Origin of the sequence: Candidatus Vicinibacter proximus, from assembly GCA_016713905.1 — a bacterium.
Taxonomy (GTDB): Bacteria; Bacteroidota; Bacteroidia; order Chitinophagales; family Saprospiraceae; genus Vicinibacter; species Vicinibacter proximus.
The window spans coordinates 2,065,487-2,087,942 of sequence record JADJOE010000003.1; the positions used below are offsets into that span (position 1 = coordinate 2,065,487).

At 37.7% G+C, this 22,456-nt stretch carries 24 protein-coding genes; 9 read left to right on the plus strand and 15 right to left on the minus strand.

What is annotated here, in order from left to right; translation table 11 throughout:
- Positions 1-14 precede the first annotated feature (14 nt).
- The 8 genes from IPJ83_16810 to IPJ83_16845 form a co-directional block, all read right to left on the minus strand.
- Positions 15-4,412, minus strand: coding sequence for a gliding motility-associated C-terminal domain-containing protein (locus IPJ83_16810; protein MBK7882196.1), 4,398 nt, complete (start codon positions 4,410-4,412; stop codon positions 15-17).
- A gap of 133 nt (positions 4,413-4,545) precedes the next feature.
- Positions 4,546-5,223 carry a tetratricopeptide repeat protein gene (locus IPJ83_16815; GenBank protein ID MBK7882197.1) on the minus strand — a complete coding sequence of 226 codons (678 nt, stop codon included), beginning with the start codon at positions 5,221-5,223 and terminating at the stop codon, positions 4,546-4,548.
- Positions 5,224-5,228: 5 nt separating this feature from the next.
- Entirely contained in the window at positions 5,229-6,155 is a 927-nt protein-coding gene (locus tag IPJ83_16820; protein MBK7882198.1) for a VWA domain-containing protein, read from the minus strand.
- A 67-nt stretch (positions 6,156-6,222) separates the two neighbouring features.
- Positions 6,223-7,245 carry a VWA domain-containing protein gene (locus tag IPJ83_16825; protein ID MBK7882199.1) on the minus strand — a complete coding sequence of 341 codons (1,023 nt, stop codon included), beginning with the start codon at positions 7,243-7,245 and terminating at the stop codon, positions 6,223-6,225.
- Entirely contained in the window at positions 7,242-8,552 is a 1,311-nt protein-coding gene (locus IPJ83_16830) for a hypothetical protein (protein MBK7882200.1), read from the minus strand. The genes IPJ83_16825 and IPJ83_16830 overlap by 4 nt, the downstream gene beginning before the upstream one ends.
- Positions 8,549-9,418, minus strand: coding sequence for a DUF58 domain-containing protein (locus IPJ83_16835; protein ID MBK7882201.1), 870 nt, complete (start codon positions 9,416-9,418; stop codon positions 8,549-8,551). The genes IPJ83_16830 and IPJ83_16835 overlap by 4 nt, the downstream gene beginning before the upstream one ends.
- 3 nt (positions 9,419-9,421) lie before the next feature.
- Entirely contained in the window at positions 9,422-10,744 is a 1,323-nt protein-coding gene (locus IPJ83_16840) for a hypothetical protein (protein ID MBK7882202.1), read from the minus strand.
- A 26-nt stretch (positions 10,745-10,770) separates the two neighbouring features.
- Positions 10,771-11,769: a MoxR family ATPase gene (locus IPJ83_16845; protein ID MBK7882203.1), complete on the minus strand. Its 999-nt coding sequence runs from the start codon at positions 11,767-11,769 to the stop codon at positions 10,771-10,773.
- A 69-nt stretch (positions 11,770-11,838) separates the two neighbouring features.
- On the opposite strand from IPJ83_16845, the gene IPJ83_16850 reads away from it, so the two are divergent.
- Entirely contained in the window at positions 11,839-12,537 is a 699-nt protein-coding gene (locus tag IPJ83_16850) for a hypothetical protein (GenBank protein ID MBK7882204.1), read from the plus strand.
- Between the two features lie 76 nt (positions 12,538-12,613).
- Here the strand turns inward: IPJ83_16850 and IPJ83_16855 are convergent, their stop codons facing one another.
- From IPJ83_16855 to IPJ83_16865, 3 genes are all read right to left on the minus strand, one after another.
- Complete coding sequence (locus IPJ83_16855; GenBank protein ID MBK7882205.1) at positions 12,614-13,177, minus strand: GNAT family N-acetyltransferase; 564 nt, start codon at positions 13,175-13,177, stop codon at positions 12,614-12,616.
- Positions 13,178-13,476: 299 nt separating this feature from the next.
- A complete protein-coding gene (locus IPJ83_16860) occupies positions 13,477-14,514 on the minus strand; it encodes a hypothetical protein (GenBank protein ID MBK7882206.1) in 1,038 nt (345 codons plus the stop codon).
- Positions 14,515-14,516: 2 nt separating this feature from the next.
- A complete protein-coding gene (locus IPJ83_16865; protein MBK7882207.1) occupies positions 14,517-15,995 on the minus strand; it encodes a vanadium-dependent haloperoxidase in 1,479 nt (492 codons plus the stop codon).
- 174 nt (positions 15,996-16,169) lie between these two features.
- Between IPJ83_16865 and IPJ83_16870 the strand changes: the two genes are divergently transcribed.
- The 8 genes from IPJ83_16870 (at position 16,170) to IPJ83_16905 (ending at position 19,780) form a co-directional block, all read left to right on the plus strand.
- Entirely contained in the window at positions 16,170-16,868 is a 699-nt protein-coding gene (locus IPJ83_16870) for a response regulator transcription factor (protein MBK7882208.1), read from the plus strand.
- 114 nt (positions 16,869-16,982) lie between these two features.
- On the plus strand, positions 16,983-17,249 hold the full coding sequence (locus IPJ83_16875) for a tyrosine-type recombinase/integrase (protein ID MBK7882209.1): 267 nt from the start codon (positions 16,983-16,985) through the stop codon (positions 17,247-17,249).
- Positions 17,250-17,399: 150 nt separating this feature from the next.
- Positions 17,400-17,630: a hypothetical protein gene (locus IPJ83_16880; protein MBK7882210.1), complete on the plus strand. Its 231-nt coding sequence runs from the start codon at positions 17,400-17,402 to the stop codon at positions 17,628-17,630.
- Positions 17,631-17,672: 42 nt separating this feature from the next.
- Positions 17,673-17,918 (plus strand): type II toxin-antitoxin system RelE/ParE family toxin, encoded by a 246-nt coding sequence (locus IPJ83_16885; GenBank protein MBK7882211.1) that lies wholly within the window; start codon positions 17,673-17,675, stop codon positions 17,916-17,918.
- A 252-nt stretch (positions 17,919-18,170) separates the two neighbouring features.
- Positions 18,171-18,512 (plus strand): type II toxin-antitoxin system RelE/ParE family toxin, encoded by a 342-nt coding sequence (locus IPJ83_16890; GenBank protein ID MBK7882212.1) that lies wholly within the window; start codon positions 18,171-18,173, stop codon positions 18,510-18,512.
- Positions 18,513-18,516: 4 nt separating this feature from the next.
- Positions 18,517-18,843 carry a helix-turn-helix transcriptional regulator gene (locus tag IPJ83_16895; GenBank protein ID MBK7882213.1) on the plus strand — a complete coding sequence of 109 codons (327 nt, stop codon included), beginning with the start codon at positions 18,517-18,519 and terminating at the stop codon, positions 18,841-18,843.
- A 548-nt stretch (positions 18,844-19,391) separates the two neighbouring features.
- Positions 19,392-19,532, plus strand: a complete 141-nt coding sequence (locus IPJ83_16900) for a hypothetical protein (GenBank protein ID MBK7882214.1) — start codon at positions 19,392-19,394, stop codon at positions 19,530-19,532.
- Positions 19,523-19,780: a Txe/YoeB family addiction module toxin gene (locus IPJ83_16905; GenBank protein ID MBK7882215.1), complete on the plus strand. Its 258-nt coding sequence runs from the start codon at positions 19,523-19,525 to the stop codon at positions 19,778-19,780. The genes IPJ83_16900 and IPJ83_16905 overlap by 10 nt, the downstream gene beginning before the upstream one ends.
- On the opposite strand, the gene IPJ83_16910 is transcribed toward IPJ83_16905, so the two are convergent.
- The 4 genes from IPJ83_16910 to IPJ83_16925 form a co-directional block, all read right to left on the minus strand.
- Positions 19,781-20,200, minus strand: a complete 420-nt coding sequence (locus tag IPJ83_16910) for a hypothetical protein (protein ID MBK7882216.1) — start codon at positions 20,198-20,200, stop codon at positions 19,781-19,783.
- A 19-nt stretch (positions 20,201-20,219) separates the two neighbouring features.
- Positions 20,220-20,876, minus strand: a complete 657-nt coding sequence (locus IPJ83_16915; protein ID MBK7882217.1) for a hypothetical protein — start codon at positions 20,874-20,876, stop codon at positions 20,220-20,222.
- 238 nt (positions 20,877-21,114) lie between these two features.
- Complete coding sequence (locus IPJ83_16920; GenBank protein ID MBK7882218.1) at positions 21,115-21,579, minus strand: hypothetical protein; 465 nt, start codon at positions 21,577-21,579, stop codon at positions 21,115-21,117.
- Positions 21,580-21,582: 3 nt separating this feature from the next.
- The gene (locus IPJ83_16925; protein ID MBK7882219.1) at positions 21,583-22,275 is read right to left on the minus strand and encodes a hypothetical protein; all 693 of its coding nucleotides are present in this window, start codon (positions 22,273-22,275) and stop codon (positions 21,583-21,585) included.
- Between the last annotated feature and the right edge of the window lie 181 nt (positions 22,276-22,456).

Here is a 22,456-nt window from a genome sequence, read left to right on the forward strand (position 1 = left end):
CAACTCTTCGTTTTTTATCTTAGTAATGTTATATCACCCTTAAGGGTCCATTTTTTACCATTCAATGCCTCAACTTCCACCCAGTATACATAAACTCCCGGGTTGCATTTCTGACCTTTAAAATTTCCATCCCATCCATGATCCGGAAGATTAGGAAAAGTATTTTTTATTTCGAATACTTTTTCTCCCCATCGGTCAAAGATTTGAAATACATTAATTTTTATTACTTCATTGTCGGGTCCGTACACAAAAACACGATCGTGGATATTGTCTCCATTCGGTGCAAACACATTCGGAACATAGACATCCGGTGTTTTAACTTTTACTTTAATGAGTGAAATGGATGCACATCCATTCTCATCGATAACTTTGACCGTGTAGTCTGTATTGACCAATGGTTTTGCAACAGGATTCAGACAATCGCTGCAACTCAATCCGACAACCGGTGACCACTCTACTGATTTAATTTTGGAAGGATCGATGTTAATGGTCAACAACAACCGTTCTTCAGATCCTAAATCCAACTGCAGCTCCGGTGGTAAATCAGTTGTGATAAATGGCGTCTGGATGATTTCAAAATTTTTGATAAATTCACATCCCGCATCATCTACTACAAGTAAATCATAAAAGCCTGGACTCAATTTACTGAAATCCGGTTTGTTGCTAAATGTCAGACCTTGATCCAGGGAGTACTTGTAATTACCGTGCCCACCTACCAAACTTAAAATACTGATCGAACCAAATAAATCTCCACAGATCGGGGAGATGGTCTTCAGATTGACATCTTTTATCAAATTGGCGTCTTCAATTACCCGAACCGGTTTAATAGTCTTGCAGCCATTCACAGGATTTTCAACACTCACCTGATAAATTCCTGCGGTGGAAACTTTGTGCACGGCCTGATTGGAAATATTTTTTCCCTGAGCATCTGTCCAGCTGATCCTATTGCCGGATAAATCTCCGAAAACATTTAAAGTGGATTCAAGATTTTTACAATTGATGCTGTCCGCATGCGCAGTAATCTGAGGGCGTGTTGTGTCGGCAAAAATATTTAACAATCCCTGGGTTGTACAACCATTTGCTGATGTGACACTGAGCTGATACAATCCCGGAATATTTGTTTTCTCAAACGGTAAATTACTTGTAAATCCTCCCGGTCCTGTCCATTTAATTTTGTCTTGTAGATTTTGTAGTCTAACCAAAAGATCTCCCTGCACATTACGACAGGAAATGGTATCGTCAACCGTTTGAATCACCGGCTTCAAAGTATCTACCAAAACATCCAATATTGCATCCTGGGTGCAAAAGTTATCGGCAGTCACCCGGACACTGAATCTACCACCTGCTGAAGTGGTTAAATTTCTGGTGTTTTGTTTCTGACCGGCAGGTGTAGTCCATTCGATCACAGAAGAGGCAGAAGAAGTTTGCGCTTGAAGAATTATATTTCTTTGGATGCAATTGATCGTATCTCCGGATACAATTAAATTAGGTTTCGCAGTATCCTGTACCACCAAAATGGAATCGGTATAAACACAAAGGTTTGGTGATTGCAAACTTAATATGTAGAAACCTCCTCTATTAACTTTGATTGCGTTAAGCGTGGAATTAAAATTTCCCGGACCAGTCCAAATAACGAGCGAATTCATGGACCCTGTTGCAAAAGAAAGATCTGCAATGGTTTTTTTACAATTCAAACTGTCGCCATTTAAAATAAATCTTGGCACAACGGTATCCTGTATCACTGTATAATCCAATTCCGAAGAACATCCCCTTGGATTGGTGACTTTAATTTTATAGACTCCGCCGAAAGATACATTAATGTTTGGCTGATTAGAATTAAAAGTACCTGGGCCGGACCATAAGTAGCTTAATGAATCCTTAGTTGAAATTGCCGATAAGCTGATATTTTTTATGGCACAATTGAGGGTATCGCCCTTAACAGAAAGATCGGGCTTGTCTCTGTCCACAATAATTTTTATCATCAAGGAATCTTTACATCCATTTTTATTACTGGCAATCAAAACGTAATCTCCCGGATTTTTTACAAAAGGATTTAGCGTTCCGGAAAAATAATTATTGTTCCATTTCCATTCCAATGTGCCATTATGATCCACTGCATTGGCAACAAGAGAGATGGAGTCCAGCAAACAATTCAACACATCATCTTTCCCTGTCAATTTAGGCCGGATAAAATCTTCCTGTACGGTAAAATCAATTTTACTTTCACAAAAATTAAGTGAATAGACTTTCAAAGTATAGTTACCAGACTTGGATATTCCCGGAAAAGTTTCTTTTGAAGAATAGCCACCCGGACCTGACCAATCAAATATCCACTGCGTGCTGTCTCCATTATGCTTTACTTTAAAATCCGGATGCAAACAATTCAAGGTATCTGTGGAAACATTCAATTTTGGTGCAATCGTATCCAAGGATACTTTTACAAGAATACTGTCGGCACATCCGTTTTTGGAAACCGCAGAAAAAATAAAATCACCGCCATAATCTACTGTCAAATCCTTTTGCTGGTAGCGATTACCAAATGGGTCTTTCCAATTCAACACTGCCCCCGGATCATTTGTTTGACCAGTTAATGTGGAAACACGTCGCAAGCAATTGATGGTATCATCTTTGGAAGAAAGCAAGGGCTTTTCCGTATCCTGTATGATGTCCACCTCCACGGAATCCTGACAGAAATTATTGGACTGCAGTGTGAACTTGTATTTTCCGGCTTTAAAAAATTTGTAGGTAAAGGAATCCTGTTGTAAGAATCCTCCTGACCCGGAAATAAAAAGATCTCTATACTTGCTGCTGCGATTGACCGTCAAGGTTGCCGAATCATGCAGACAATTTATGGTGTCCAGAAGAAAATCAATTTGTGGTTTATTTTTATCCACTGCCACATAGACAGAATCAAAACGAATACATCCTGAAGGTGTTGTGGTTTTCACATAGTAAAGGCCACTATCTGCGGTAGTCCAGTTGGGACCCATTTTTGTTTTACCTTTTGGACCGCTCCACTCGAAACTTGAATTAGGAATAGAAGAATTTACACTCAGAAAACTGCTGTCCGTTTTGCAATCGATGGAATTGGCATTCAACACAATTTTTGGATTATCCGCTCGCCCTATTATCTTGATTGAATCTACACGTTTGCAATTATAGGCATCTGTTACAGTAACGTAATAAGTACCTGCTTCAAAAACCAACGGATCTTTTACATCCGCATTGTAACCATTAGGGCCATTCCAGTCATAGGTAACATCCTGATCGCTGGTAGTTGTTTTGATCAGCGCAAAATTCTTTCCGCAACCAATGGTGTCTTTGGTAGAGAGATTTATCACAGGAGGAGTTTTATTTCCCATGACCTCTACTGTAACGGTTTTGCAACAATTTGGCAAAGGACTGCATACAGTCAGATTGTAAGTTCCGGGACCATCTATCGTAGGTTGCAAGGTTTTTTCACCGCTGAGAATTTTTCCGGGAGAAGCGGTCCACTGATAAGTCCAACCTGGACCTTTGGAAGATCCGTTTCCATTTAACTGAATAATATACTTGTCGCAAGTAATGATTTCAGGTTCTTCAATTTCCGCAATAATTTCCTGCACATCTACTTCTACTGTGTCTCTGATTTCACAAATTTTATTCAAAACAATGTCGTCAATGGCAAAATCATTTCCACCTGTGGCGGTATTTTGATTGACGATGCAAATTTCGATACTCGTATTTCCTCCGCTGTTAAACGTGGCAAAAAATTTCTCCCAGGCACACACGGCACCACTTGAATTAAAAATAGGGCCTACGGTACTTCCATTCACACTTACCTGGAGAATGGCAGGAGATGCAGGAGAAACAGAAGTACACCAAAAAGAAAATTCATAATCCATATCCGGTATCACCGGTACTTGTTGACACCAAACATTTTGCAAACTGGCGGCACCATTCAACACCATCATCAGGCCACCTCCGGAGGTATGATCCCCACAACTACCCCATGCAGAGTGTCCCAACTGAGGATTGGTTATTACATCATAAGTTCCCTCACAATCCAAATACCCAAAACCATAACATGGCGTAGAACCAACAGCATAATCTGTCGTATATCCTGTTCTTCCTGAACTAAATGTCCCGTTGATGATGAGATTCGTGGGGTCAAGACCTTTGGCAACCAAATAGTACGTCATGGGTCCGAATACGGTAACCTTAGGGGTTAGTGATTTCGGCCCACTTAGGTTGATGGTAGGCTCCCAAAAAAACTCCTTTGGGTTGCCTGTGATCTTCCCATTTAAAGTAACCATGTCCCCCGGACGACAGACGAGCATATCCTTTCCCGCATCGACTTTAAAGTTACACTGGGCTATAAGCCCACAAACCAACGAAGTATAAATAGAAAAAAGTAAGATTAATCTTTTCACATGGCTTCAATAAGGGTCTTAAAGTTAACCCTTTTCTTAAAATTCATGCCATGAAAAATAATTTCGAAAAGTGACTCAAATTTTCACAAAAATTATTCAAACGCTTCAACGCAACAATTGAAAAATGAAGAACCTACCAATCCTTTTCTCTTCTTTCCTTCTTGCGGTTCATCCGCTGTAACTTTTCCTTCACTTTTTTATCCTTATCGTCCACCATTTTAAGCAGTTGTTCTGCTTCATCTTTCTTTAAGTCACCATTACTCGGTGATTGATTTTCCTCTGTGGCAGATTTTTCTTCAGGACTTTTTTTATCTTGTTGTTGTTGCTGTTGTTGTTGCTGCTGTTGTTGCTGTTGTTGCTGCTGTTGTTGTTGCTGTTGCTTCTGTTGTTGTTGCTGTTGAATTCTTTGCTGCTGCAGGGCCTGAGCCAAATTAATTTTAGTCTCTTTGTCCTGAGGATTTAATTTTAAAGATTGTTTGTAGGCTTCCACACTTTTATCAAATTCCTTTTTGGCAAAGTAGGTGTTCCCAAGATTGTACAAAGCATGTGATTTTTTTACCTCATTACTACCCTCCTGACCAAGACTCTTCTCATAAGCAGATTTGGCTTCATCCAATCTTCCTTGTTGGTAAAGACTGTTGCCTATATTGAATTGCTGATCAAAATAAGGTCTGATTCCATTTACTTTCCGGTATTGTTCTTCCGCTTCCAGAAAATTAGAATCTCTGTATAATTTATCCGCCTTGCGAGATAACATATCCGGATTTTGAGCAAGTATCCATCCACTGTACAACCATATAAGAAAAATCATGCTTCTCATTTTGCAAAATCTTTTTTATAATTCAAAAATCCATCCAAAATCAATAATACTAAAGCGAGAAACAAAGGAAATTGATAATAGGATTCGTAATCATTAAAGGACTGATAACTCAAATCTTTCTTCATCATATTACCCATTTTCTTTCGAAGCTCTGTATACAGATTTTCACCTTGTTCAATTTCAAGAAGCATTCCACCCCCTGCTTCAGAAATTTCCTGCAACAATGCTCTGTTGGGTATGGTCTTGATCAATTCACCACTTTTATCGCGCTTATATGCTTCGACTGAACCAGGAGGATTTGGCACGTAGGACCCTTCTTCTGTGCCTATCGGAATACTTATTATAGTAATTCCTTCCTTTGCTGCTTGCTTTGCAATCTCTAATGACTCTCCTTCATGATCTTCACCATCACTGATCAGGATTAACATTTTATGAAAGCCATCCTTTTTTGGGAAAGACTTTATGGCCATTTTTAAGGCGCTGGAGATGGAAGTTCCCTGTGCAGGCATTGCGGATGGGGTCAACATATCCGATAAGAGTTGTATCGTTGCAATATCGGTGGTGAGTGGAGATTGGAGGTAGGCATCTCCGGCAAAACTGATCAACCCAATTTTATCTGCTGAAAACTTTTCGGTAATTTGTTTAATCAGCAATTTTGCTCGCGCAATGCGGGAAGGCTTGATGTCTGAAGCTTCCATACTTTGTGAAACATCCAGAGCTATAAATATTTCTGCGTTTTGTGATTTCATCTTTTCTCTCTTTTGACCAAATTGAGGATTGGCCAAAGTAATTACGATTAAAAATAAGGAGATACATAGAAAAATAAATTTTCTATACGCTACTTTACTGTCGGAAGATTCTGATTTTTTTAATTGAACCAGGTTACCGAGACTTGACCAAAGTTTCTGAGATCTACTCTGCATGTATATCTTTAACAGCAACATTAAAGGCAGTAAAATAATCAAGACACTATACCCGATCTCTTCAATCCTAAACATTTTTCAAGGGCATTAAAGGATTTAACAAATTTCCCAGAATCCACTGTAATAAAAGTAACGCAATGCCTAGAATTACAAATGGTCTGAATTCATCAGAATATCTACGGAATGTTTTGACTTCAATTTTTGTTTTTTCTAGCGCATCTATTTCACCATAAATTTCTTTTAATTGTTCTGTATTGGTTGCGCGATAATATTTTCCACCCGTATAGGTCGATATTTTTGATAAAAGTCCTTCATCAATATTTACCGGGGCCATCCCAAAAACAAACTCTCCATTTGCCTGTCGACCTATTGGCGAATAAGCCTCCCCTGTGCTTCCTACACCGATAGAATAAATTTTTATCTTATACACTTTCGCCAATTCTGCCGCGAGATCAGGACTAATCTCACCAGCATTATTTACTCCATCTGTGATCAAAATAATTACTTTACTGCTGGTAAGACTATCCTCTTTCAATCGATTTACCGCGGTCGATAATCCCATTCCAATCGCCGTCCCATCTTCCAGATAACCACATTCCAACTGGCCCAATAAATGATTTAAAACATTATGATCTACTGTTAAGGGACATTGGGTAAATCCTTCTCCTGAAAATCCTACCAATCCTATTCGGTCGTAAGATCTCTTGTCAATAAAATCCTTTGCTACCAGTTTACTCACTTCCAGTCTGTTGGGATTAAAATCCTGCGACAACATGCTTGATGACAAATCCATCACTAAAAAAATATCAATGCCATCTGCTTCAATTTTTTCTTCCCGCAATACCCATTGCGGTCTTGCCATGGCCAGGATAAAAAATGCAAGTGCCGCTATTTTGAAATAGGGTAAGATATTTAACAGGAATACTTTCCAGCTTTTCCTTGCCGAAAAATGCATCAAGGTAGGAAAGATCAATTCCACATCCTGACTCTGCTGATTTCTTATTCTGCGAAGCCACAAAAATGGTAATATACCCAAGAGTAATAACATCCAGGGATTTTGCCATTCCAATTGACTGAACCAGTTAATCATAATTCCTTATAATTCAGAATGAGTTTGTGTTGTTTACTTATACCGAATATCCCCGATTGAATGAGTCTTTCTTTTTTCCAGAACGCCATGATCAATAAGAAAGGTAAAAACACTACGATAAAAGGCAATGCCAGTAAAATGAGCATTACCCTCAGCGTAGGATGCTTCGTCTGATCTACTATACTTCTGTGCCATCTGGATAATTGGCCCACCTGCCTTTCATGCAACTGAACCCACTGTGCTGGCAAAGTGAAATAATTTTTCTGAACCATGTTTGAAATTAAAATTAAATCCCTTTGACCATAAGGACCAAATAATTCTAAAAGATTTGCAGGCACTTCTTCTTTCGGATTTTCGAATTGGGCTGACATCTCCACACCGAGGATTTTTTCAAAGGTATTTTTGTTTTGCATATCCAAAATTCTACCAAGAAAATCATTGGACTCTATAAACAATCGCACAAAATCCAGATGGTTTTGATGTTTATTTAATTCCAGATGGAGGTTTGCAAATTTAACCAAATCAATTTCTTTAAGAATAGTTTTAAATTCCTCCAGATGTTTAAAATCCAATTCTGAGTGTTGCATTTTTTCCATCAGCTCAGCTGTTGTAGATTCCATTGCCGGCAGATAGAAAGCTTCCGATACATACCTTCGCAAAATATCCGTCAAATGATCGTAATACAGTTTAACCTCGCCTCTTTGCCAAAGCTTTTGAGTACTTAGGTCTTCTAATTTTTTCAATGCTTTCTGGAGGGCTGTTTCTCGAACCCTGTACTCTATACTACCGGGTGTAATGCTGTCTGCTTTAAAAAATAAATACAACAGAAAAAGCATGCCCAACAAAACCAAAATACCTCCGATCAAATAATACGGTATATAATCCGGAGCCTCTGTTTCGATAATATCCTTAATGGGTCTTAATTGCTGCAAACTGTCCGGCACAAAGGAAACATCTAATTGAAGTGGATTACTTACGGCAGAATCATTTTTATAATAAACTCTGAAAGCCGGAATAAGGTATTGTCCACTGTCAAATACTGTAAACCTAATTCTTCGCTCATAGGATTTATCCGAAAGCTGTTCCCATCTGCCTTTCTCCAGAATTTCCATCCAGGAAATTGTATCCACGTAAGCCAGTGGATCTACTTGAAATTCAAGACTCGTACTTTTTTGTGTAAGTACTTGCTGATCTCCAATAAACATGGAAGTAGAATCAAGTGTCTGCTTAAAAATAAGCTGGGCAATCAGTGATTTACCCAATCCTGTCCACATAAAAATAAATACCAATAAAATCCTCATCCTCATTTACTCCTCCTTTTGAAAAATTGTAACAAAGTGGATATATATGAATACCGGATGTCGATCGCAAGAAAATCTGCCTTGCTTCGCACAAACGATGATTTTGTCTTCAACTGATGCTCCCTTTGTGTTTGTTCATGACTCCGTAGCCATTCTATGTCGGAGGTATCGAAAGAAATTCTCGCTCCGCTTTCCGAATCTATCAAATGAATGAGCCCAACTTTCTTCAATTGGATTTCCAATGGATCCAGAATTTGAATTCCAATCACATCATGTTTTTTGGCAACAATTCTGAGCGTGGTTTCTGGGATGGAAAGCTGGAAATCAGACAATAAAAAACAGATGCATCGTTTATGCAATACCCCATTCAGATATTGAAGAGGAACATCCAGATTACTTGCAGTTTGTTGATCCCGTGGAACAACAATCTCCCTTATGATTCTCAATATATGTTGTCTTCCTTTTTTTGGCGGAATATAGAGATGTACCTGATCACTAAATAAAATCAATCCTACTTTATCCTGATTTTGTGTAGCGGAGAAAGCCAATACTGCAGCAATTTCCGTAATCCATGCAGCCTTGGATTGTTCAGTCGAACCAAAGTAGGTGGATTTACTCACATCAATCATCAGCATGAGTGTAAGTTCTCTTTCCTCTTCGTACACTTTTACAAAGGTCTGTCCTGCTCTGGCAGTGACATTCCAATCTATATGACGCACATCATCTCCGGGAACATATTCCCTCACTTCAGAGAACGACATTCCTTTTCCTTTAAATACACTGTGATAGGCACCGGAAAAAATCTGCCTGCTCAAGCCCTTTGTCTTGATTTCAATCTGTCTTACTTTCTTTAAGAGTTCCTGTACTTCCATAAATTACCAAATTCTCTTCAAGGGTCCTGATCTTCTTAATTTGTCCTGCACCTTGCTGTAAGGCAGAAAAATCTTATACTCCCCCCACACCGGATTGCGTTGTGTGGAAAAGCATATTCCTGTGGGAAGCAAGGTCCAGTTGCTGAATGGATCCAGTAGAATAAAATGATTCAATTTATCATTATTTGCTTCCAAATATTGATTCTTGGTTTCTTCCAGAAAACCGTGCAGAATATTTTCAAACTCTTCGTCCTTATCAAAAATATCGGCAAGCGTAATTGCATCTCCATTTCTCCTATTGAAATTCAAGGAAGAAAATTGTATGCCTTTTTGACCGGGCCATAAAATCTGAAATGTACCACTGATAAAAAAGTCATTGACCCAATCTAACTGAATACCTAAAGAATATACTTTGTGCATTTCCTGTGCAGCAGATGCCTCAGCAAAAACTTTTGTCAGCCAGGTTTGTGTAAACGCGGTCAGCCATTTAGTAAATGCTTTATCCTCCAGTGCAATCTTCTTCATATTAGCCGAAGTTTTGTCCTGTGTCAAATTGCTGCAGGTAAAATTTACTGCATTGACTACATTAAAAACCATATTACCTGGCAATAATGTGCTGTCCGGAATTAATCTGAATTGACCCGGTTTATCAAATTTAATTTGTGCAAAAAATTTAGCAGCCTGATTGCATTGGTGTACACTCAATACCATCCATTCACAATTTACATCCTTGCAGTTTCCCTTAAACCAAAAAAGTGTAGAATCTGTGATGCAGCCAATATATCCTGAGACTCTTGCATCTTCGTAACATTGAAGATGTAAAAAATACTTACTGTCGGCGGTTCTATACTCACGGTAACTCAGACCAGGAGGACATTCAGAATTAATCATTGTGGTGCGTGGGGTTTGTTTCAACTGCAAGTGAAATCCCGAACTCTTATCTTGCTTCAACACGTCTGCCTGCAGTATACTGTCTTTGTAAACCCCGATCAATTGACCCCACTGAACACCGGAGGTATCAGACAAAATACATTTCAATTCTTCAGGGTTGTATTTTCCTTCCAAAATCAATTTTACTCCGGTATTCATGTTCTGTATGAACCCTTTCCATTCGTGCTGATCATTACCCAGCGTCAGAATGATTTTGTGGCCAAGATTGTTATCACCGATATATTGGTTAATCCAAACACCATAATCTTTTACGAGAAAAAGATTTTTAACTTCTTCAATGCGTTGATCCGCCTGTGCATGCATGGAATGGGAAAACATACCCATACCAATGATTAGGCTAATGGAAAAAAATAATCTTTTTAAAGAAGTGCTCATGATTTGCTAAGTAACTTTTGAGGATACTATGGCACTTCCACCTTAGAGAGAATGCGTGAAATTATATTTTCCTGATTGATATTCTCCGCTTCTGCTTCATAACTTAAGCCAATGCGATGTCTGAGTATGTCTTTGACCACATTCTGAATATCATCAGGAATGACAAATCCTCTCCGGTTAAGAAATGCATTTGCTTTGGCAGCTTGGGCGAGAAAAATACTTGCGCGCGGGGATGCACCATAATTGATCAAAGGAATCAGATCGGCCAACTTATAATCTCCCGGATTACGCGTGGCAAAAATTAAATTCAGTATATACTTTTCAATTCGCTCATCCAGATAAATTTTATTTACTGATTGCCTTGCTTTTAAGATATCAGAAACGTGAATCACCGGTTTAATTTCTTTGTGAATCTCTCCATTCAAATTCCTTCGCATGATTTCACGCTCCTCTTCCATGTTTGGATAGCCTACGACCACTTTCATCATAAAACGGTCCACCTGAGCTTCCGGCAATGGATAAGTGCCCTCCTGCTCGATTGGATTTTGAGTTGCCAACACCAAAAATGGCTCTTCCAGTTTGTAGCTCTCCTTTCCTATCGTGACCTGTCTTTCCTGCATGGCTTCCAACAATGCCGACTGAACTTTTGCCGGAGCCCTGTTTATCTCATCGGCAAGGACGAAATTGGCGAATACAGGGCCTCTGCGTACAGAGAAGTTATGATCCGCCGGATTGTATATCAAAGTCCCAATGATGTCCGCAGGAAGCAGATCGGGTGTGAACTGGATACGGCTAAAACTGGCGTCTATTGAACTGGCAAGGGTCTTTATGGCAAGAGTTTTTGCCAATCCCGGGAATCCTTCGAGCAAAATATGTCCGCGGGTCAGCAATCCCAGCATCATGCGGTTCATCATGTGCTTTTGTCCGACAATAACCGAACTGTGCATTTCCAACAAGCCATCCAAGAATCCGCTTTCTATACCAATTTGTTGATTAAGAGCTTCAATATCAATATATTGCGACATAAATATTAAATTTTTTATTAAATTAGTGTCCGATTTACAGACATTTGCGCCAGCAAACCGTTAATCAAGATGTTAAACAACGCAAAATTAGTTGTGTTTCGATATATCTACTTAAGCATTTTACTTAGTCTTAACATCTGGCAGCTACAAGGCCAACAAAAAGCCAATTTCATCAATGGATATGATCTGATTAATCAATTGCATGATGGACAATTACTGGTAAGACTAAAAAGTCACCACAACAAATTAACCGCTTTGCAAGGTGAATTGGATTCTACTTCCAAAAATATAAAATACCAACAAAGGGTTCAAAAAGAAATCCATTATTTAATGGCCGAAAGAGATTCATTCAATAAAAATTTAATCCTGGCCATGCAATCAAATTTTAAATTTTGTCCGGTATTTTATTTTTATGATAAAGATTTTCCGGAACTCAAGAAAAGCAATTTTACCTCCAGCCTTTATCTGGATTCTACCCTGGAAGCGAAACAAAATATTAATCTTGTCGGAGATGTGCAGGTTATTATGGCAGTTGGAGAAACCAAGGAACAGGGTTTAGAGGCCTTCATTTTTATGAATAAATATGGCAACAAATTACCCCCTCCTTTCCCCTCATATCTGCGTTTGAATTCATTGGTACCCGTTCTGAATGGATTGTTTTATGACAATCATTATGCATTGGACGCTGCATACTACAGTAAAAAATTACAAAAGAAATTTTCTAAACTTTATAAAAAAGCGAGCATCAGGGAAATTGAGGAGGAATGATAGTTTAGTATGCTTTAATAAAAATCTTCCTCGACAAAATATTCTACCTCACTTAAAAAAATTCAAGAGCGACACGCTAAACTATACGGATAAGTGAATAAATCTCTGAGTCCAGAAATTTTCCGTTGTAAAAATAGTTTTCACGAAAATAGGCTTCTTTTATAAAACCATTTTTGATCAATAAATTTCGTGAACGATCATTGAATGGATTGATGTTGGCTTCGATAGAGTGAACATGCATCTGATTAAATGCAAAATCCAGAACAGTCTGTAAAGCTTCTGATACCAAACCCTTACCCTGATGTTTGGTTTGCAGCATATAACCTACTTCCGTTCTGTAATTGGGTTTATCTATTCTCCAAAATCCAATCGTTCCAATTAATTTTAAATCTTCTTTTAAAGTGATGCCCCAATTGATACCATTTCCAAGCAACCGGTCTGCTTCGATCTGTCTGATCATTGCCTTTGCTTCGGCTGCACTTTTCATCATTGGTTTGTCAATGTATTTCATCACCTCCGGATCAGATCTCATTTGGAAAAAATATTTTGCGTCTGCGGGTAATATTTTCCTCAATCTTAAGCGGGAAGATTCCAGAACAGGAAAGGGTTCAAAATTTAGATTCAGTGATTTAACTTTCATTGGTTATTAAAGGTATTTAATATTTTTAAATCCAAGCATTACACTTTTTGAATACAAGAAAAAAGACTTAAATATGCGCATGAATTCTGTTGAACATCACAAAGTAAAATTTTGAAAGCGCATTTATTTTTATAGAGATTGACTTTTGGTAATACCCCAGTGCCCATTGCTCCATAATGACAAAAACCCTTCTATCATTATAGAAGGGTTTTAAATGTTAAGCTAAACTGACCAAGTTTAACCCGTACAAATTAGTTCATGGGGGTTAAAGGTCCTTTCGCTTAGGTGGGTGGGACATTTTATCGTTTGATGTCTTTCAATGAAAAACTGTAGTTTATCATGACAAATGGTTCTGTGTATTTGGCCGCTCCTCTTCCCCAAACCCAGTATCCGATTCCTCCGGTTATACTTAATTTGTTGTAAAATTTTAATTCGAGGTTGTAATAAGTCCTGAGCGTTTTACTGTTGTTGAAGTAGAAATTTTTTCTGCCATTGAAATAAAATCGATCCGTGAGATCCGGAGTTCCTCCATTTCCCATTCCGCCGATGTAATCCACAAATACGTTGGGACAAATTGAAAAATTCTTGGTAATCGGGAAAGTATATCCTCCTGCGACAGCAACAATTAATTGGTCTGCAAAAGCACCCTGTCTAAAGTTATACCCAACCTGTCCCCTGATAAAAGATCTGTATTTTTTATCCAGGTTACCCCCTATGTGGTAATTGATGCCAAAATCTCTTTTCAGCAATCCCCTCCACTCTCCGCTGGGTTCAACTACCGTATCCTGACCATTGATTTCATAGGTGAATCTGCTGTAATTGTCACCCTTTTCGTCATATAAATCCGGAAAGCGAGTGTTGACTTCCAAAGCCATTGGAATTTTTACAGGAAACTGATATTTAACCCTCAACCAGGAGTCTGTAAACCCACGGTTAATCTCCCATTCAGGTTCCGCCAATCGGATGGATGTTCCTGGAATTTTGCCAGGGTGAGAGGTGGTTCTCTCCCAACCATCCAACCAACAAATCAAGGCAGAAACTTCAAATCCCCAGCCCAATCCAATTCTTGGTTCGAAAAAAACATATCTGAAATCATGAAATTTACCATCAATCAATGGTGGTCCTTCCTGCAATGAATCTGCAGTCCAGGTATCGTCCTCGCCGGAAGCTGTACCCTTGGTATCAATGGATGTTGGGTACCAACGTTTACCGGCTGTCTTGCGGCTATAGCCCAAACCAAAATTGAATTCTCCTTTTGGCAAAGACCAGGGAGATTGTGCAAAACTGTCCTGAAGAAAAAGAAAGGCACAAATGATGATGAGAAATTTACATTTCATTTTTATGATTTGATTTTAATAGTTCCTTCGAAGTATTTTTTATACACATCCTTCCAAAGATATTGGGCGATGTCTCGACCCATCTTTAGACCGGCAACGTTGTCTGCTTGTATGTGGTATCCTCCCATAACCCTTGAAATACCCGCCATGTCTGCAGTGGCTGTAAACGTTTCCAATGGCAGTGACACCGGATCGCCCGGAGTCTCGGTAATAATTCCTGGTTTTCTGATTTCCTTTTCTCCAAATTTATCGCTACCGGTAAACAATTCCAGCATTTTGGCACAAGCTCCACTGACGGTGCTGTGGCCTGAAACGTAGGCAGGAAATGGCGGAGAAACAAAATTGGCCGGAGAATACGGATGCCATCTTTCTGCAGGCATTTCTATTGTTCCTTTGTCCGGTCCACCCCATCCTCTGATTTTTTCACCTTTGTGGTAATGTCTGACCAATGTCCATGGCCTGGAACTGTCGTAATATCTTTTGGTTTCCCAGCAGGCAATGAAAGCATCCATGGCGGTAGTTCCTACCACAAAAAACATCTTCACATCACGATCTAAATCGTTTTTATCTCTCTTAGAAACCATTTGAGCAAACTGCAACCAATGACCGGCTTGTCCGGTGGAACGCGGCCCGTCACGCATGAATTCTATGATGGCTTTTCTTTCAGGGGTAAGGTTGGAATTGAAATCAATGACTTCCTGAACTTCTTTTGCCAGTTGGTCAGATCCAACTTTAGGATATTCTGGAGCTCTGAACTGAGCAGAAGATTCTAGTCCGAATGGTTTTACCCGATACCAATGGGGGGTTAGGAAATTTACTAAAAAGGTGTCTCCTTTTGCATCCACAAAAGGCAGCGGGTGCCATCTGTCCGGGTTAATAACTTTTTTGTACGTATTTACCGGCTGGTAATAAGTATAATCAGAATAAGCTACCCGACTGCATCCTATCTCATCGCCATGTTGATTCGCGCCATCGTTTCTGCGGTAATCAATAAGCGCTTTAGCGACCTTATTGCCTACCCCCTCAGCCGTCTTAGGATCTGTGGAAGTATTTTTGGGATTGTATCCTGCCTTAGTAAATTCTTTGGTCAGGTAGTCTTTATCAGCAGGGTAAACATCCAGTAACACCCTGAAAATAGCATAAGCAATAGCCGTTTCTTTATTCTTTTTGGTACGTTCAGCCTTAGGGCGTCTTAAGCTGGTGCCAAATCTTGAACCGGCTGCTTTGTCGTCATAGGCTGCCCATGCATCGTACATGGCTGTAGTGGCAATCCCCAGTGACCTGGACTGGATGGTCGGACGGGCACCCACACGGTCCACATCATTGGCAGTAGCCTCCAGAGCCACACTTAACCATTTGTATGCAGCGGAGGGTTTGAATTCTTTGTCAAACTGACTGAAGCCGGTCTGAAGACAGATGGCAATCAGGAAAATCGGTAAGGTTTTTTTCAACAGCCCTAACAGGCTTGATTTAGTTTTCATGATATTAGTTTTTGAGTAAGCATATAATTTCAAGGGCCGAAAATAGCCATGCAAACAACGAAGGCTGTTGTACAATCCACCAAAATGGCTCGATAATTGATGAGTGAAGGTTTATAATGGACGAATAAAATCAAGCCGGCGTTTTTCCGGATTGGCTTTTCAAGATTAAAGCCCATGAAACTTAAGTGCCTGGTCATCGACGATGATCCTCTGATTTGCGATCTTATTAAACATTTCTGTGATAAAATCCCGGAGATCGAATACTGTATTTCTGCCGGAACCGGTATGGATGGTCTTCAGGTGTTGTCCGGACAGGAGATCAACCTCATCTTTCTGGATTTCAACCTCCCGGACATGAAGGGACAGTATTTGTTGGAAATTAAAAAAACCGATGTGCCGGTCATCATGGTAACATCCGAGGCAGAGTTTGCTGCAAAATCCTACGAGTATGAAGACGTCCAGGATTTTTTAGTGAAGCCCATTTCATTTGACCGATTTCAAAAAGCGGTACAGAGAATCCTGACAAAGCCACAGCAAAGCACTCCTATCAAACAAGACCAGGAGGTAATTTTTGTGAAGGACGGCACTAAATTCGTAAGACTCCCCTATCAGGACATATTGTACTTAAAATCAGAAGGTAACTACGTCTCCTTTGTAACCACCGACAAGACCATTCTCAGTCTGATCACCATCAAAGAGCTCGAAGAAAAACTACCCTCGTATTTTATGCGGGTCCACCGTTCCTACATTGTCAATCTGCAGCGAATGGAAAGCATCTCCACCGAAGAAATTGCCATCGGAAAACACCATATTCCCATCAGTCAAAAGTATCGACCGGATCTGATGCTGTATATCGGGAATGCGAATGAATAGGATTTTACATAATTAAATACAAAAATCTGAATTAAAGTGGCTCAGCGGAAATAGCTCCGTGATTTCATTGAAGTTACAATGTATAATAAAACAAGTAATCCCAATAGATAAAGGATTAAAAGCCAGACTAAATTCAAACCAAACAATGTAAGAAGTCTATCCAATGTTTTAAAACAAGCTATAGAAAAAGCAGGAATTAAGATAATTGTCACTTCACATTCCTTGAGACATAGTTGTGCTACATACCTCCTGGAAGCAAGAACAGATTTGAGATATATTCAAGAGTTGTTGGGGCACAACAGCAGCAAGACTACTGAAATTTACACGCAAGTCAGCACCAAGAACATACAAAAAATTACCAGTCCATTGGATACTTTCTAAGAAAATTTAATTAATTTTGGGAAAAGATATGCACACCTTTTGTTTCACCAATCCCTCCACCGATAGACAGACTTGTGCCACGAGGTGTTAGGTATATACGAGTTATACCTAACCGTACAAAATTATAAAAACAGAGTATATTTGCATAATATGACAAAAACAACAATAATAAAAAACATAAATAGTCTTTTGGAATCAATAGAAGATCAAGAAATGCTTGAATCCATTTATGATCTTCTTGAAAATTATAGGAATTCCAAGACTTTAAACACATGGGATAAATTAACAATCGAACAAAAAAATAAAATATTGCAAGCATATTCCGAATCGGAGAATGATGAAAACTTAATCCCAATGGATAAAGTAATAAAAATGAAATGACGATATTTTTTTACTAGCTCAGCAACTAAAGATCTTGAAAATATTAACTCTTATTTATCGCAGCATTGGGGAGAGAATTCACAATTAAAGTTTGAATCTAAACTTAGGCATTCATTAAATTTATTACCTTCTAATCCTAGACTGGGTATTTTAGAAAATGTTGCCAAAAATATTTATAGTATCCACGTGCATAAACATATCAGAGTTTATTATAGATTAACGCTTAAAAAGATAATAATCCTTTCACTTTTCGATGTTAGACAAAACCCAAATCTTCGCCCAACGTGACATGGCCGGTTGGGTATAACATGGCATAGACTCCACACCGCCAGCTAGAAGAAGTCTTTCATAATAAGCTGTATTTGTTTAGCAAGAGTTTAATTGTTATTTTTTGGTTTAAAGGGTTAGGTGGTGCAGCGTCTATGCCAAAACCGTTGTGCGACAGCTTAGAAAACCGACACCTGACAAAATCACGAGAAATATTGTTTCTAATTTTGGAAACTTTTATTATCTTTGTGACGTTTAACAAGACAGTATTGAATGAGATTTTTCGAGACAAAATTTTTAGAAGAAGCGGACGACTTTATTTCACAACTTGACCCGAAGACCATTAAGAAAATCTTTTACAATATTGACCTTGCTGAACAGACCAATGACCCAAAACTTTTTAAGAAACTTCAAAATGACATTTGGGAGTTTCGGACAATGTTCGCAGGACTTCAAATCAGACTTCTTGCATTTTGGGACAAGACAGATAATAAGGAAACTTTGGTAATAGCGACCCACGGTTTCGTAAAGAAAGTTGACAAGGTTCCGGCAAACGAAATTGACCGGGCAGTAAGACTGAGAGACAAATATTTTAAAAACAAACATAAAAAGTAATCATATGGCAACTAAAGAATTAAAGACTTACTCACTTGCCGAGATGAAAGATAAGTATATCGGCAAAGTCGGGACACAAGAGCGTGACGAGTACGAATATGAACTTCGTATGGACGTTTTAGGTAAAATGATTAAAGCCGCAAGACAAGAAAGAAACTTGACACAAGAAGAACTTGGACGACTTGTTGGGGTTCAGAAAGCTCAAATTTCAAAACTTGAAAGCAGTGCTAACAGTGCGACAATCGACACCATTATCAAAGTGTTTAGAGCATTAAAAGCAGAAATCAATTTTAACGTAAAACTTGAAGACAACTTTGTCAAAATCGCCTGACAGAAAAGAAAGCCGAACGTACAACACACGCTTTGCGCAACGGGGGCTGACATCGTTCATAGGAAGTTTCTGCCTCCATTGTAAATTCGTGCTGGCAGACAATTTAGTTTTCCAAAATCCCCCACTGCACCAAGCATGGAAACGTTTTGAGAAAACTAATTCAAAATAATTCGATAAACTCTTCTCTATATTTAACAACAAATAAATTTAAAAACATTTATTCCGTAATACAAGAATTCATGACTATTGGTTGCAATTTAAAGTAGAGCAACCAAAGCAACGGAAATCAAGTCCGGATGTCGTAAGGTTTTGTGATGGAAAAATCAGGGTGGATTATTAAGTTTCTTACTAAATTCGCTTTGTACTTTATGAATAAAGCCAAATCGATCAGTATGTATTAAATCCACTATGAGAAACTATATCCTTTCCTGCTTGATCCTCTCCCTTGTTTCCTGCACCCCGGAAAACAAGATAGACATCGTCAGAGAACCCCCTCCCGAACCAAAACCATCGAAGAGGTCGATGCTATAAAAGCTGCACTCCATGCCATGAAAATTGAATTTGAAGTTTCTAATGAAGAATACTATAATCCTGAATTTGTTGCTAAAATTGAGAAGAGCAGACAAGACTTTAAAGATGGCAAAGGCAAAGCATATACTACAGAACAACTTAATGCATTATGGAAGTAATTTTTCTTCCTAATGCTGAAGAAGATCTTAATTTGTGGGTATCGACTGGAAATAAATCCATCCTCAAAAAAATAGCTCAACTTGTCAAAGGCATTAAAGCCAATCCCTTTGATGGCATCGGCAAACCTGAACCACTAAAACAAAATCTATCAGGCGCTTGGTCTGGCAGAATCAACAAAGAACATCGACTTGTTTATGAAATTATTGACGATAAAATTTTAATTCTATCTGCTAAAGGGCATTATTGATCATATAATTTTAGTATAGAAATTATGTGCTTCTAAAAATTTCATAATATTCGCCCATTGCTCCTCATTGCAATCAAATTCCAACGTATATTTATTTTTATTCACTAAGTAAATATTTAGTACATAGTGATCATGCTTGCCTCGCTTTTCACGTGTCTTAATATATTCTATATTGCTATTATTAATATTTACATTTGATTTTTTAGGAAAAAAGTAAAAAGCTTTAATTTCCGTATCTGTAAAATGAAGCAAATAACATTTTTGGGCAGAAACAAATATAAAAAGGAAAATAACTAAACCTACTGCTAACTTACCTATTAGATGAATATTGCTACTAAAAATTACTAGGAATGCTATTATATAAACAGCTATCAATATATACTCTCTTCTTAATTGTTTTTGATTATCAATAATTAACATAAATGCTTAAGAGTATAAATTAATTTTTAAATAAATTTTGAATATCAAATAAATCCGAAATATTGGAATTTAATTGAATTAGACTTTTTTCAGAATTTATAGTTTTTAAATTAATTTGATTAAGAGAAGTATTAATCCCTCTAAGGCCAAATATTGCACTTCCATAATCTACTAATTTACTTTCTTTATTTGTGGCATCATTATATATATCGGCAGCAGAAAATCCAAAATTTAAAGCTTCAATTCCAGCAATTGCAATTTTTGCTCCTTGTATACCCTTTGCAGCAAGCCCAACCCCTGTCACAGTCGAAGCAATATTTGCCATTTGTAGATTAACACTAAGTGTTTTCTTTAAAGCAAATTTAAACCCATCTGGTCCCTTAAGTTTAACTTCATCAGATGGCTTATTATCAAATATGTTATTAATAACCCTATTCACATTGCCTACAAATCCTTCAGGATAACTATAAGTGTCTTCCTTTGGCTTATCACTTGGTTGAGGTGTTGGTGTTGGCGTGCAACTTGATGGAGGACATGTGGAAGTTTCTGGTGCTTTTTTCTTAGGATCACCTCCACCATCAGAATCTTCCTCACTCATTCCAGTTGGATCTATTATTCTTATTGGGTTATTAAATCCATATCGATATGGATTCCAACTAGGTGTTTTTTCTTCCATTGGATCGGCACTATATCAAATTTATGCTGCTAGTTCATACACCTAACATTTTAGGGTATACAAATATAACAATTCTTCTTCTGTCAGTGGGGCTGAAAAAAAATAAAAGTCTTTCAGTTAGTCTTCTTAATGGCAGAATTTATAATCAGATGCCGATGCAATCCTTGTCAAAATTATTAGGCACAAAGCACAGATTTCCGCCAATAGAAGGTAGAATACTTCAGTAAAAGAAATAATTCTATGGTAAACTTTTTATGTTTTCATTTGATAAATACGAGTCTATTCTATTAATATTTACTTTCAAATCTATTAATGTTCTAAATAATTTTTCAGAATTTTTTAAACTCATTGCAATAACATGTTTTACAATTTTTACATTATTTCTTTCTTTTATGTAAACCGTTGTGTAATGTCCCCGTTTATAAGAAAAGTAGATTTTAATTTCCTCAATCAGATCTAAATTGTAAAAATATTCCTTTTTAATAAAAAGCATAAAATACTTTAAAAAAAGGTCTTTATTTGTTACGACAATTTCAGCTTTAGATTTCATTGACCAATAAAAAAGGTAAGTTATTGCTACAATTGCTAGTGTCGAAAATAATTTTGCTGAATTCCAAAACCAAAACAGCATAATAAGGATAAATCCCAAAGGTAGATTTTCAATAATATTATGTTTAAAATAATATAATTTCCTTGCTGACATAAACTATTTAGGTTTTTTATTAATTTGATTAGATAACTCATATGCATCTTTTATATCACCAATATTTCCAACTCCTGGTTTTGCTTCAAAATGAGATTTCCAACCACCGAGTGTCGCATTAACTAATTTATTTAATTTTGCTCCATTTTCCCCTAAAGTAAATTCAGTGAAATTAAATCCAGTTAAATCATTTATTAAATCATTCGCATCATTACCCATTCCATACATTGTTATTCCATTTCCAAGAATAGAAGCCCCTTTTTTAAAATTTAAAGCAGCAAAACCTTCTCCTAATGAAAAAACATTTAAAATAACTGAAGCTTGTTTGCTGGCTATCTTTAGAACTGCAACCGTTCCACCTTCGCCTTTCAAATCTTGCTCTTTAACGCCATAGAAATTTTCTGTTGCGGACACTAATTTGTTATTCCATGATCTATTTTCTTTAACTTCAGGAGTCATGCTAGAATAAACTCCTTTATCCTTGCCCTCGTTATCTGTCCATTTATAATCCTGATTTTTATCAGTCCGATTAAAACATCCATCAGAATCACACCATGAATTTCCAGTAAAATTTTTAGGTGGAAATTTAGCTTCTTCTTCTCCCATTCCAGTTGGATCTATTATTCTTATTGGGTTATTAAACCCATAACGATAAGGATTCCAGTTGGGAGCTTTTTCTGCTAGTGGATCGACCACATACCACTTCTGTACTTAATAATCATAATCCTAACTTTTTAGGTCATACAAAGATAAAAGATATTTATTCTTCAAGCAATGGGGAGGCAAGAATAAAAAACTTGTTGGCAGATTACTTGATGATAGAACTTATGATCAAATGCCAATGCATTCCTTCTAATAATTATCAGCACAAGTTGAA

Coding starts and splice junctions, on each gene's coding strand:
- IPJ83_16815 (MBK7882197.1), bottom strand. CDS start 5,223: ATGATTTTTCTTATATGGTTGTACAGTGGATGGATACTTGCTCAAAAT.
- IPJ83_16820 (MBK7882198.1), bottom strand. CDS start 6,155: ATGCAGAGTAGATCTCAGAAACTTTGGTCAAGTCTCGGTAACCTGGTT.
- IPJ83_16825 (MBK7882199.1), bottom strand. CDS start 7,245: ATGATTAACTGGTTCAGTCAATTGGAATGGCAAAATCCCTGGATGTTA.
- IPJ83_16830 (MBK7882200.1), bottom strand. CDS start 8,552: ATGAGGATGAGGATTTTATTGGTATTTATTTTTATGTGGACAGGATTG.
- IPJ83_16835 (MBK7882201.1), bottom strand. CDS start 9,418: ATGGAAGTACAGGAACTCTTAAAGAAAGTAAGACAGATTGAAATCAAG.
- IPJ83_16840 (MBK7882202.1), bottom strand. CDS start 10,744: ATGAGCACTTCTTTAAAAAGATTATTTTTTTCCATTAGCCTAATCATT.
- IPJ83_16845 (MBK7882203.1), bottom strand. CDS start 11,769: ATGTCGCAATATATTGATATTGAAGCTCTTAATCAACAAATTGGTATA.
- IPJ83_16850 (MBK7882204.1), top strand. CDS start 11,839: ATGTTAAACAACGCAAAATTAGTTGTGTTTCGATATATCTACTTAAGC.
- IPJ83_16855 (MBK7882205.1), bottom strand. CDS start 13,177: ATGAAAGTTAAATCACTGAATCTAAATTTTGAACCCTTTCCTGTTCTG.
- IPJ83_16860 (MBK7882206.1), bottom strand. CDS start 14,514: ATGAAATGTAAATTTCTCATCATCATTTGTGCCTTTCTTTTTCTTCAG.
- IPJ83_16865 (MBK7882207.1), bottom strand. CDS start 15,995: ATGAAAACTAAATCAAGCCTGTTAGGGCTGTTGAAAAAAACCTTACCG.
- IPJ83_16870 (MBK7882208.1), top strand. CDS start 16,170: ATGAAACTTAAGTGCCTGGTCATCGACGATGATCCTCTGATTTGCGAT.
- IPJ83_16880 (MBK7882210.1), top strand. CDS start 17,400: ATGACAAAAACAACAATAATAAAAAACATAAATAGTCTTTTGGAATCA.
- IPJ83_16890 (MBK7882212.1), top strand. CDS start 18,171: ATGAGATTTTTCGAGACAAAATTTTTAGAAGAAGCGGACGACTTTATT.
- IPJ83_16895 (MBK7882213.1), top strand. CDS start 18,517: ATGGCAACTAAAGAATTAAAGACTTACTCACTTGCCGAGATGAAAGAT.
- IPJ83_16900 (MBK7882214.1), top strand. CDS start 19,392: ATGAAAATTGAATTTGAAGTTTCTAATGAAGAATACTATAATCCTGAA.
- IPJ83_16905 (MBK7882215.1), top strand. CDS start 19,523: ATGGAAGTAATTTTTCTTCCTAATGCTGAAGAAGATCTTAATTTGTGG.
- IPJ83_16910 (MBK7882216.1), bottom strand. CDS start 20,200: ATGTTAATTATTGATAATCAAAAACAATTAAGAAGAGAGTATATATTG.
- IPJ83_16915 (MBK7882217.1), bottom strand. CDS start 20,876: ATGGAAGAAAAAACACCTAGTTGGAATCCATATCGATATGGATTTAAT.
- IPJ83_16920 (MBK7882218.1), bottom strand. CDS start 21,579: ATGTCAGCAAGGAAATTATATTATTTTAAACATAATATTATTGAAAAT.